The following is a 12,106-nucleotide window of genomic DNA, read 5'->3' as shown; positions in this document are numbered from 1 at the left end:
GTTTTCATTTAAATATCATCGCGGCTTTGACCGCTTTTTGCCAACCGGCATATAGATCGTCACGTCGACTTTGTTCCATTTCCGGTTCAAATGACCGGTCCAATTGCCAATGATTCTTTATTTCAGAACGATCTTTCCAAAACCCTACAGCCAGTCCAGCTAAATATGCCGCACCGAGCGCTGTTGTTTCATTAATCACCGGTCGTTCAACCGGAACATTCAGCAAATCGCTTTGGAACTGCATGAGGAAGTCATTTTTCACCGCGCCGCCGTCGACCCTTAATGTTTTTAATGTAATTCCGGAATCGGCTTCCATCGCGTCCAATACATCTTTCGTTTGATAAGCTAACGCTTCTAATGTCGCGCGAATAAAATGCTCTTTCGATGTCGCGCGCGTCAGCCCAAATACCGCACCGCGAACATCACTATCCCAATACGGCGCGCCGAGGCCAACAAACGCGGGCACAACATATACGCCTTCCGTCGATTCAACACGAGCAACGTATTTTTCAGTATCGGCTGAATCCCTGAACATCCGAAGTCCATCTCGCAACCATTGAATTGCCGATCCAGCGACGAAAATGCTGCCTTCTAGCGCATATTCGACTTTCCCATCAATGCCCCAGGCAATCGTTGTCAATAAACCGTGCTCAGATTTAACTGCTTTTTCGCCCGTATTCATCAACATAAAACAACCTGTGCCGTATGTGTTCTTCACCATGCCGCTTTCAAAACATGCCTGACCGAATAAGGCCGCATGCTGATCACCAGCGATTCCCGCAATCGGTGCATTATGCCCGAATAAATGAATATTGTCAGTGTAGCCATAGATTTCAGAAGATGATTTAACCTCCGGCAACATTGAGGCCGGTACGTCTAATAGCTTGAGTAGCTCTTCATCCCATTTCAACTCATATATATTATACATCAAGGTTCGAGAAGCATTTGTGTAATCGGTCACATGCACCTTTCCGCCGGACAACTTCCAAACAAGCCATGTATCGATTGTTCCGAAAAGCAAATCGCCTCGGTCCGCCTTTTCTCTCGCCCCCTCGACATTATCCAGAATCCACTTTACCTTTGTCCCAGAAAAGTAAGCGTCAACAAGTAGTCCTGTTTTATCCCGAAATGTTTCATTATGCCCTTCCGCAATCAATTGATCACAGATTTCCGCCGTTTGTCTTGATTGCCAAACGATTGCATTGTAGACGGGGACGCCAGTATTTTTATCCCAAACAACGGTAGTTTCCCGTTGATTTGTAATGCCGATTCCTTCAATTTGTTCTGCTTCGATATTGTTTTCCATCAATACGCTTGCGATCACCGCTAAAATCGAACTCCAGATTTCGTTTGCGTTATGTTCGACCCAGCCGGATTTCGGAAAGTATTGTTTAAATTCTTTTTGAGAGGTATGGACAACTTCCCCTTTTTTATCGAATAAAATTGCCCGTGAGCTTGTCGTTCCTTGATCGAGTGCTAGAATGTACTTTTCCTTCATACTTTCTCCCCCATTTCGTTCGAATTAAAAGCCTTACTATTATTATCTTCTAATTCACCTTACAATACAAAAAAATAGTAGCGACTTGGTTACTAGATTCCAAGTCGCTACTTATATATGTCAAATAAGGGGGGACGTTACATCGGGACTTCGACTGGTTTTGCTTCCACAAGCGCAACCTCAGCCTCGGCTTCTTTCCCTTTTTCAAATAGCTTCCTAAATCGTGGGGAAACACCCAATAGCTTTTGTTGTAAATCCATCGCAGGTTCCAATCCATTTATACTGATTTGATATGAACGCACCATCGCAATCGTCACAATCGGGTCGACGAGGGCTCTTTTTATCGCTACCGTAAACACATAGGCCCCTACAAGCGCAATAAAACCAAGGAACGTTCCCAAACCCGGGGTGTTTGAGGAGATAAGTTTGGAAATACCCATAAGTGGAAGCGCGAAAACAAGAAAAGTAATGATGCTAAAGCCGTAAATGCAAACGACGGCGCCTGTTGCTGTTTTAAGTATGCTTTTCCAGCTCTGTGCATATAAAACAACGCCATCTGATGCGGACTTCCAAACCGTGTCTTCTCGCTTTTCATTTTTCCGTAAAATGATATAGCTGACGACGGCTTCATCAATGTAATTTAAACTTACCGACATGATCGCGTTTAGTATGCCGAAAATATTTTTTGCCCCGGGAACGAAACTAAAAGCCTCTCCCACGCGCAGTGTCCATCGTTGAATTTGTTTGACAGCTCCGTGAATCGCTTTATCGACAACAAAAGCCACGTTCGCGGACCCGAAGTTTTGTTTTACCTGCTCTTTTCCATATGCGATTTGTCCTTTGCCTTCTGGAATTGTTCCTGTCTTCAATAACTCGACAACGATGGATATATGGGCTACTTTTACCATGTATAACACGTAGCGCTCCAGAAATCTGAGACCACCGTAGATGACACTGAATGCCAATAACATCACGATGAGGAACGCTGCGGAACTTTCACCGAAGATTTTCAACAGCAAAAACCCGATCCCAATCATGATCGCTAAAAATATCAATGCTGCAATGACAAATATTCCATAAATCGCCACGCGGGCAACTAAAAATGGCAATGTCCGGTTCACCAACTTCATCACAGACACCCCAAAACCTCCTTCACTCTATTTCCATTCCACGATAATTCATATTCTTTATTGTTTCGGAGTCGAATGTTCTTCTGCAAATTTGCCGATGACCGGGAGATTTAAAACCTTTCCTTTGTAAGCCCAAATCGCCATGAAAATTAATAGTACGGTTGACGCCGGCATAATTAAGAAGTAATAAGGGCCACTAATTAGCAAGCCCAGCATTCCGAGTTTCATGAAAGATAACAGTCCCGTCAAAATTCCGACCGCTATACTAGCTACAATTAAAACGACGGATAACATAATCACTTGCAATGCATGAAAACGAACAACCTTATTTTCTTTTTCAATAAAGAAAAATATTAGTCCGATAAGCGGAAAATGGCAAAGTGCGGCCGCAATATTTTCCTCAAGTCCAACTGAAGTCGGCTTCTTTTCCGCCGCTTCCATTGTTGCAGCCGCTTCAGCTGATTCTTCTTTGATAACTGGCACTTGATCTTCCGAACCAATATGCTCGTTATTAGTCATTTTCGTTCCTCCTTCTATTCAATTATTCAAATTATATAATTTGAAGGTTAAGTTAAGGTTAAGGTTTCAACTATTTTTAAATTAATTCGATGAAGCGAATTTGTATCCGAAACCTCTAGCCGTCTGAATATATTTCGGAGTCGCCGGATCAATCTCCAACTTTCTCCGCAAATTGCTAATATGCACCTTTACCGTTTGCGGACTGCCCTCGGAATAATACCCCCAAATATGGTCATACAATTGTTCGGCCGGCCAAATCCGATTCGGTTCTTTCGCCATCAAGGAAAGCAGCTTGAATTCTTTATTGGAAAGGCGCACTTTCTTGCCGCGTACAGTAAGCTCGCATTTCAGCAAGTCGATTAAAATATCATCGAATTGAAGAACCGATCCCACCATACTTTCCGCGTCCATTTTTACCCATTTTTTCCTCCTGAAAACAGCTTCAATTCGGGCTTCCAACTCGTGAAAGTCAAATGGTTTTGTGATAAAGTCATCCGCCCCGATTTCAATTCCTTCAATACGGTCCGATAATTCCTTTTTGCAACTTACGAATAAAATCGGAACATTGGAAAACAGTCGGATTTCTTTGCAAGCTTCAAAACCATCCATACCAGGCATTTCAATATCGAGTAAAACTAAATCGATATCGCCTTTTCGAACAGCTTTGATTGCTTCCAAGCCATTCCCCGCACCTTGTACGCTATACTCTTTCTTCATTAAATAGAGTTGAATGAGTTCACGTATTCCAGCTTCATCATCCACGACTAAAATTCGTTCCCCCGCCATATCGAGCCCTCCATTCCTCCGTTCCTTGTTCGTAAAGGCAATTCAATTGTAAATGTTGTCCCCTCCCCCATTTCGCTAACGACTTCAATCGTCCCGTTATGAAGAATAATAATTTCCTTCGTAATCGCAAGTCCCAGTCCTGTGCCATTAGCCCCGGTTTTCATTGAATTATCCGCGCCTTGATAAAAACGTTCAAAAATGAAAGGCAAACTTTCTTTTGGAATTCCGAAACCATTATCTGAAATATGGATGCGTACTTTCCAATCCCAGTCGGTTTTCGTATCCTTGACAATTTCCGCAGTCAGATTAATTTCTCCTGTAGTTGGCAAGGTGTGTTTCACGGCATTCCAAATGACATTCGAAAATGCTTGACTCAATCGCTCAACATCGCCCGTTATGACCGCTCTGCTACCTGAAAGGTTAGCCGATATGAACTTTCTGCCGCTCCTTTGTAAATCGAATGACAAGCCGTCAGTGAGCTGTTCAAACCATTTATTAAATGAAATCTCTTTGAAATTAATGCTGATATGCGCCGACTTTAATTTCGAAAGCTCAAATAAGTCTTTTGTTAATCGATTGAGCATGTTTAATTTTTGTTGAACCATTTCTAAATAACGCGGATTATTCTCTTGAATTAATCCTTCTTGAACAGCTTGAATATAGTTTTGAATCAACGTGATCGGTGTCGCAAGCTCGTGCGAGATACTCGATAATAATAATGTTCTAGACTCTTCCATATTCTTCAATTCTTCATTCACACTCAGAAGATTTGTATTCGTCTCTTCTAGCGCCGAAGTTCTCTCTTTTACGATTTCTCCGAGCGAACGGTTTATCTCGGTTAGTTCTTTGTTTAATTTGCTTAAGTTAATAAGCGTTTCAACGCGCGCAATAAGCTCCTCTTTATCACAAGGTTTTGCCAAATAATCATTTGCCCCCATTTCAAATGCCATCACTCTGTCGTATAATTGGGTTTTTGCAGTTAACATTAAAATGGGCAGTTCGGTTAAGCTGTGACGCGTTCTTAACTCTTTTGTCACTTCAAAACCCGAAAGCTTAGGCATCATTACGTCTAATATAAGGAGATCAAAATCTTCATTTTCAACAATAGATAGCACTTCTTCACCGTTCGATGCAGCGACGACTTTATAGCCTTCTAACGAGAGATTATTGATGAGGACTTGCAAATTCACCGGTTCATCGTCCGCGATTAGAATTTTTGCTGATGTTCCCTTATTTGAATGGGTTGGCAATTTTTCTATGGGTGCGCTGGGCACAAACGTATCAATAAATCCATCCGCAGCTACACTACTTGCAACTTCATCTTCCATGACGCTTTCTTCATATATCGGAAGCGTGAAACTGAATGTCGATCCGACGCCGAATGTTGAAATCACTTCAATTTTCCCATCTAAAAGTTCAACAAGTTTTTTAGTAATGCTCAGTCCAATTCCCGTTCCTCCGACTTCCCTCAAGTCCGTGTCATCAACTTGGTGAAATGAATTAAAGATTGATTCCAAATCGCTTTCTGGAATTCCTTTACCGGTATCTGCAATCGAAATTTTCAATTGGTTTTCAAGCCGTTCCGCCGAAACCGATATATCCCCATGGTCCGTATATTTAATGGCATTCCCGATTAAGTTGTACAAAATTTGAATTAGACGATCTTGATCGGCTCGCACGGATGGTATTGATTTTTGAATCTTATTTGTAATGTTTATTGGTTTTCCTGCGACAAGCGGATTGCAAATTGCAAGCACGATATTTATGATTTCGTACAGCTTAACTTGCTGCATGTTGACTTCGATGGCGTTATGTTTCAACTTCGAAAAATCGAGAATATCGTTTACTAGATTCGTCAACCGCTTCCCGCTGCTACTAATCATGGACAGTTGCCGATCCATCGAATTTGTAATCTCCCCTTCTACTCCGTCACGTAGAGATTCCGCGATGCCAATTATTCCATAGAGCGGTGTTCGTAATTCATGCGATGTAATGGCAAGAAATTCATCTTTTATTGCATCGGCTCGTTTTAGACTTTCAACGGCTTCAGCTTGGCTCTTTCTCGCCTGAAGTTCAGCGGATTCTTTTTCAAGTCGCAATATATTTATACGATCAGCAAGCGCTAGCGATAAGAGAATCACTTCCAGTGTTGCTGATATTTGAACAGCGTATTTCGACCAGAAATTAAGGGGAATATAGGCGCCATCTGCTAATGCCGAAATCGCAATGCCTAAAATAAAAATAATCCAGGCGATTAGAAAAAAACGCGCCTGTCGCGCCCCTTTTTGCAAACAGATGAAGCCTACCGTAATAATCGTGAAAATGGATATAAGCATGAGGGGAATGATGATATTTAGTGCAACTTTATAGGATATGAAAAAAACGATGAAAAGGTTCAATGCATTTAAGGCCATAATCAGTTGACCAATTTTTTTGAATCGAGGAAAATACCGATTTGTATCGAGAAAACTTTCGGTGAATAAAATACATGCAATGATTCCGAAATGAATAAAGACAATTGCAGAGCGATGATTGAACCAAGGTAGATCCGGCCAAATGTATTGAAAACCAAGTCCGTTCATTGCTGCGTTTGAAAAAATAGAACCAGAGATGACCAATACATAATATAAATAACTACGATGATGCAAACTGAAGTAAAGAAATAGGTTATAAAGCGTCATCGCAATAAGCGCGCCGTAGAAAATCCCTAAATAAATAAACTCCATTTGCGTTTTCTTAATGAATTCTTCTTTTTCCCATAAAATGATTGGGAGCTGCATGGAACCCCCTGTTTCAACACGAAGGAATATTCGTTTTGAATCGCCCGGTTGGATTTTCAAATCGAATACATGATTTCGATGGGAAACTTTGCGGTGTTGAAAGGGATAAGTTTGACCGAGTTTGATTTCTTCAAAGTCGCCAATGGTTGTCTCGCTAAAACTGGTAACTCTTTCAAGAGGAGGATAACTGATTTCTAGATACCAATCTTCAATATCAGATGTATTTTCTAGTGTAAAAACCGTCCAATAGACAGAATCTATATATCCGAAATTCGGAATCCCCTTTTTTGTTTGCGTGAATCGACGTAAATTTTCTTCCTTAGTGACATCATCAATTGTTAGTGTTTTTTCTTTATCCTGCAAAATCATCATTTTCTCGTAAACTTTTATCTCTTTACTTGCAGAAGTAATCGTAATTAAGCCGGCGTCTTCATTGGATGAATGGGCGTGGTGACTAAATGTAAAGAAGATTAATATAAGAAAAAGGATTACACTGTTCTTAATTCCTTTTATTATCATTTAGTCACCCCCCACATATCCTGATTTGAATATTCGAAAAGTTATATTAATTATACATCATATATACTATTATGAAAGGTGTTACCGGAGATATTACCCAGACATGATTTTACTCATACTTAAAACCCTTTCTAGTATCAGAAAGGGCTGTTTATTCTTCTATACTAAAACTTTTTTGATACGTTTATATGAATGTCTGTTTTCGTTTTATCAATTTTCTCCACAGCAATGTATACGATTGTATCTCCGTCCATATAACTCAATTCACCTTGAGTAGCAAGGCCTTCATCTTGAGTAATTGTAAAATTATTAGCTTCTGCATACGCTACAAATGCATTGTAATGATCCGCCCAGATTCCATCGACTTTATAAAATGCAGCACTATTACTTGCAGCATCGAAATTTTCCATTACTATGAATGTTGTTTTAGCACATTCGGCTAACGGGAAATCTTCCGGCAACAAACTTAAGGATGTATAATATTCATCTGAACATTTACCATGACCATTTTCAGTCAAATTAATAAAGGAGTCAATCACTTTATACTGAATAATAGGTGTTTCACGATATTGTATACCCGTCAAAAGTGAATCAGAACCTAGATCCTCTTTGGTTAGGGTAATCTGTATGCCATTTTTCTTAACAGAGAGGACGCCCACTTCATCATTTGTGATTGCATAGCCTAAATCGGAAAAAAAGTTTTTAGCGTCATCATGCGCTTCTTGAGTGGAACCAAAATTGTGATATTGAGCGGTCATCATGCGTACATGATCTTCTTGATCTTCTACGATTTCAAAGACTGTAATATAAGTACATTCCGGTATCGGAAATCCATCTGGAAGCCTGTTTTTCAGTAGATAGAATTCATGCGCGCAACCGCCCAGGCCGTCTTGACCGGCAAGGTCTGTACTTTCATTCTCTTCGTCATCGGTAATGGTGACGGGATTTTCACTTTCATTTTCTTCATTGACGGACTCATCCTCATCTATTTCAGTAGTTGATCCTTTCACTTTTCCAACACTTTCTTCTTCAATGTCGACATCGCCACCATCATCTTCAGTTGGAATGATCGTAAGTCCATCAGCCGAAATTTCGATGCTCCCCCCGTCCGTCAGCGGAATTGATACACAACCTGATATCAACAGAATTGTTAGAAATGTCGACATTATCGTCATCATTCTTTTCATTTACTTCGTCTCCGTTCCATCTTTATTCATCCCGCGGATTGTCGTAATGATAAAGAACCAACCTTACCCGCACTACCTCTTGGTCGTCATCATTTCTTGCAAGTTGAGTGACATATATTGTCGCGTCATAATCCGGCGTTTTCCCTTCCAGCCATGCTGACATATCTTTTGCGTTCTCATTCTTTTTAAGGGGACCAAATCCAGACTCCTCCAAATAATCTTTGTATAGGTCAAGTATGTCTGCCCAGTATCCTTCAACTATAAAATAGGATTCTAATGTTGCTGCTTTATAAGCTTCATAATAACCGTCTTTCGTGGACTCCATTTTCGTACAATTAGGCAATGGAAAATTCGGTGGCGCCAATTCCGCTAGTTGTTTTAAAGCTCTTTCATTCCCTCTTGTATCTTCTATTGGTTCAACGCAACTATTTGTGTCTGTTGCCACTTCTTCAGGCTCACTTTCATCAGTTCCCTCATCATCGGCTGTATCTTCTTTGTCTGTTTCTTCTTTGTTTGTTTCTTCTTCCGTACCTTCTACGCCCTCTTCTGCTTCTTCCACTTCACCGTTATCTGCTCCATCTTCTTCACCCGTGTCAATATTGACGCCGTCCTTCGATACCTCTAATTGCCCTCCGTCACCAAGCGGAATCGATATACAACCCGCTAATAATATACTTAAAAATAAAACAGACAATAATATACTGATTTTCTTCAATACGCGCACCCCCAAAATTCTATTCTTCACTACTCTATTCAATGAAGGTTAAGAACCGGTTAAGTTGGAAGTATTATAGTTAGTTTTATAGAAATAGAAGGACTAGCACTCACGGAAACTGTGCTTTAGTCGTTTGAGTGCATACTTTGGTCGTTTCAGCCAAATAAAAAATACACCCTACAATGTAAGGTGTATAAACGTTTATTCAGCCTGATTAAAAATCTCAATATTCTTTCTTGCCCGTTCAAAACGATTTTTTCCATAGGCGCCGAAGTCGTCACCTTTTTCTTCTTTGAAAAGCGTCCATAGGCTCCAAAGATAGTCTTGGAATATTTTATGTAAAAGCATCCTTTTCTCTTCCGCTACAGTCGCTTCTCTTCCAAAATACTGTCGGACAAAAAATGCTTCCTCTGTTTCCGTAAGTTTAGCTTCTAATGCGTGTGCGGCGATATCCCACATCGGGTCAAACATCCCACTATATTCCCAATCAATCAAATACACTTTATCCTCATCGCTAATGATGAAATTTGAACAAGCCGGATCTATATGGCAAGGAACTTCCTTTATTTTCAAATCATCAAAGTACTGCTGCAGCGTATTTATATCCTTCTTCACTTCGTCAAATCCATCAAAAAATTCCGCGCCCGCTTCGAGCGCAAGCTCTTCGAAATTCGCCATCATCTCGAACAGCTCAAACCGATTGCTCATTGAGCGATTTGAATTATGCACCGTTCTGAAAATCTCCGCTATTTTTACCATCGTTTTTTCCTCACTGGCAATAGTAGGCGTCAGCGTGGTAGCGTTTACAATTTTCTTCGTGACTTTCAAGCCAGTCTCCAAATTGAAGTAACGCAATTCTGGATTTATGCCAAGCGAAGATGCGAATTCCAGGTTTTCTTTTTCGATTCTTCTATCGATGAATTCCTCTGTCCCATTCCCAGGTATTCGGACGATGAAATCCGCTGAATCGATTGTGACCAAATAATTTAAATTTGTCATCCCGCCAGTTGTTTCTATGTTTTCTATTTTTGCATCCGGTAATTGAAGCGCTTCTCTGATGAGATCAATCAGTTTCTCCATATCGCATATGCCCCCCAGTAATTCTTGCCTCGTCTATGAATTAACCTATTGTGACTTGTTCGTTTATTGACTTGAGCGCTGATAAAATACTTAATGCCGTTAAATAACTTGTTTTCGCATTGCCTTCGGAAGGATTGTTTTGAACTGTTATATCAACTTCCCCGAAAACACCTTCTGCATGGATTTCATGAATATTTTTATTTACCCCTGGATCAGCAATAATCTTTACGGATGTTTTTTCAATTCCAATCCCCGCCAAAGAGAGCACAATGGCTACATTCGCATTTTGTGGATATTTTTGTATCGCGTCTTTAGCTGATCCTTCAAACAAAACTGTTTCTTCATTGTATTGTTCATTGGAGAAAGCGGTTAATGGCTTTCGCGATACCAATGAAACAGCATTCAAACCGCCCATAATATTCGCAGTTTTTATCACGTCTAATCCGCCGATTGCGCCTGAAGGCAGATAAAGTTTCGTGCCATTTAACTTAGACACGGATTGCAGTTCATTATATAAGGAGGAATTCGCCAAAGCGCCGATGCTGATAAGCAGTAAATCTTTTTGCTCAACAATTCGAACAGCGTAATCATTAACAGTTTGAATATTGGCGCATTCTACTACCAAGTCAACACCCGATTGCAGGAACTGATTTAAATCCTGAAAAATGGTAATTTCGTATGTTTCCGAAAGATCCTGTAATTTCTTCCTACGACTATCCCGTCCATCAAAAACTGAACAAATTTGATAATTCGGCAGCAGTTTTTCCTTGTTTAGTTTTTCCAATAAAAACTTCCCGATTGATCCACAACCGATTAACCCGATTTTCAATTTACTCACCTCTGAATCCCACTAATTAACAATATTCTGTATCTATTATATCACATTATTTAAGCGTAAAGTTTTCAAGTAAATATATAAAAAACTACCCAACCATATTCCAGGTCAGGTAGTTAGTTGTTAAAAGTTTTGAACATTATTTGCACTTTGTCCCATGCACGCGCTTAATTTACTTAGATCAAAATTGCCGCCGCTCACGATAACACCCGTTTTTTTAGATGAAACCGGTAATCTCTTATTCACGACAGCTGCAATCGCTGCCGCTGCAGCTCCTTCAACAAGCAACTTTTCTCTTTCGAGCATAAAGAGGATTGTTGATGAGATTTCCTGCTCCGTAACCGTAATAACATCATCTACGTAATTGCGGATAATATCTACGGGTAATTTACCAGGTTGCTTCACACAAATCCCTTCTGCAATCGTCGGTAAGAAAGGAATATTCTTGTTTCGAACGCCTTTAAACGCAGAAGCAATTGCCGGTGAATTCGATGCTTGAACACCAATCACTTTCACACTTGGACGAATGGTTTTGACTGCAAGCGCAGTTCCCGCTAGCAAGCCCCCGCCGCCCGCCGGAACGACGATCGTATCCATTTCAGGTTGCTGTTGCAACATCTCCATGGCAACAGTCGCTTGCCCTTCTATGATTGCAAGATCATCGAATGGGTGGATGAAACTCGCTCCTGAAACAAATTGTTCTTCGCGCGCCGCAATGTAGGCTTCGTCAAAGTTTTGACCGACCAATTTTACAGTTGCGCCGTATTTTCGGGTTGCGTTAATCTTCGTATCCGGCGTTGTTTTAGGCATGTAAATCGTTACCGGAATGCCTCTTTCACGACCCGCAAGCGCGACGCCTTGGGCATGGTTGCCGGCCGACGCCGCGATTAACCCGCGCGCACATTCTTCACCCGTAAGTTGTGAAACTTTATTGAAAGCGCCTCGAATTTTAAATGAACCGGTTCTTTGGAGATTTTCCAGTTTTAAATAAACGGTTGAATCCGTCCACTCATTAATTGTTTGAGACTCCTTGCAAGGCGTTCTATGCACGACATCT

General features: G+C 40.7%; 10 protein-coding genes. All 10 read right to left on the bottom strand.

Annotated elements, in window-relative coordinates; genetic code table 11:
* Window positions 1-4: 4 nt before the first annotated feature.
* Window positions 5-1,498 carry a glycerol kinase GlpK gene (gene glpK / locus JSQ81_RS14715; RefSeq protein ID WP_212604769.1) on the bottom strand — a complete coding sequence of 498 codons (1,494 nt, stop codon included), beginning with the start codon at window positions 1,496-1,498 and terminating at the stop codon, window positions 5-7.
* A 137-nt stretch (window positions 1,499-1,635) separates the two neighbouring features.
* Window positions 1,636-2,637 carry a hypothetical protein gene (locus tag JSQ81_RS14710; RefSeq protein WP_212604768.1) on the bottom strand — a complete coding sequence of 334 codons (1,002 nt, stop codon included), beginning with the start codon at window positions 2,635-2,637 and terminating at the stop codon, window positions 1,636-1,638.
* 48 nt (window positions 2,638-2,685) lie between these two features.
* Complete coding sequence (locus JSQ81_RS14705; RefSeq protein ID WP_212604767.1) at window positions 2,686-3,147, bottom strand: DUF4870 domain-containing protein; 462 nt, start codon at window positions 3,145-3,147, stop codon at window positions 2,686-2,688.
* Window positions 3,148-3,228: 81 nt separating this feature from the next.
* The gene (locus JSQ81_RS14700) at window positions 3,229-3,933 is read right to left on the bottom strand and encodes a response regulator transcription factor (RefSeq protein WP_212604766.1); all 705 of its coding nucleotides are present in this window, start codon (window positions 3,931-3,933) and stop codon (window positions 3,229-3,231) included.
* Complete coding sequence (locus JSQ81_RS14695) at window positions 3,912-7,232, bottom strand: ATP-binding protein (protein WP_212604765.1); 3,321 nt, start codon at window positions 7,230-7,232, stop codon at window positions 3,912-3,914. Before JSQ81_RS14695 ends, JSQ81_RS14700 begins: the two co-directional genes overlap by 22 nt.
* A 164-nt stretch (window positions 7,233-7,396) precedes the next feature.
* Entirely contained in the window at window positions 7,397-8,419 is a 1,023-nt protein-coding gene (locus JSQ81_RS14690; protein ID WP_212604764.1) for a hypothetical protein, read from the bottom strand.
* A gap of 22 nt (window positions 8,420-8,441) precedes the next feature.
* Window positions 8,442-9,134: a hypothetical protein gene (locus JSQ81_RS14685; RefSeq protein WP_212604763.1), complete on the bottom strand. Its 693-nt coding sequence runs from the start codon at window positions 9,132-9,134 to the stop codon at window positions 8,442-8,444.
* 201 nt (window positions 9,135-9,335) lie between these two features.
* Complete coding sequence (locus JSQ81_RS14680) at window positions 9,336-10,214, bottom strand: choline kinase family protein (protein ID WP_212604762.1); 879 nt, start codon at window positions 10,212-10,214, stop codon at window positions 9,336-9,338.
* 40 nt (window positions 10,215-10,254) lie between these two features.
* Entirely contained in the window at window positions 10,255-11,052 is a 798-nt protein-coding gene (gene nadX, locus JSQ81_RS14675; RefSeq protein WP_249336549.1) for an aspartate dehydrogenase, read from the bottom strand.
* A 120-nt stretch (window positions 11,053-11,172) separates the two neighbouring features.
* On the bottom strand, window positions 11,173-12,099 hold the full coding sequence (locus JSQ81_RS14670) for a threonine ammonia-lyase (RefSeq protein ID WP_212604761.1): 927 nt from the start codon (window positions 12,097-12,099) through the stop codon (window positions 11,173-11,175).
* Window positions 12,100-12,106 lie beyond the last annotated feature (7 nt).

The sequence above is a fragment of the Sporosarcina sp. Marseille-Q4063 genome (assembly GCF_018309085.1).
GTDB lineage: Bacteria > Bacillota > Bacilli > Bacillales_A > Planococcaceae > Sporosarcina.
The sequence above is the reverse complement of the archived record's forward strand: the minus strand, read 5'-3'. Positions and strand labels throughout refer to the sequence as shown.

Bases quoted from the DNA above. Each gene is read 5' to 3' on its own strand.
- glpK (WP_212604769.1), bottom strand. From the start codon at position 1,498: ATGAAGGAAAAGTACATTCTAGCACTCGATCAAGGAACGACAAGCTCA.
- JSQ81_RS14705 (WP_212604767.1), bottom strand. From the start codon at position 3,147: ATGACTAATAACGAGCATATTGGTTCGGAAGATCAAGTGCCAGTTATC.
- JSQ81_RS14700 (WP_212604766.1), bottom strand. From the start codon at position 3,933: ATGGCGGGGGAACGAATTTTAGTCGTGGATGATGAAGCTGGAATACGT.
- JSQ81_RS14695 (WP_212604765.1), bottom strand. From the start codon at position 7,232: ATGATAATAAAAGGAATTAAGAACAGTGTAATCCTTTTTCTTATATTA.
- JSQ81_RS14690 (WP_212604764.1), bottom strand. From the start codon at position 8,419: ATGAAAAGAATGATGACGATAATGTCGACATTTCTAACAATTCTGTTG.
- JSQ81_RS14680 (WP_212604762.1), bottom strand. From the start codon at position 10,214: ATGGAGAAACTGATTGATCTCATCAGAGAAGCGCTTCAATTACCGGAT.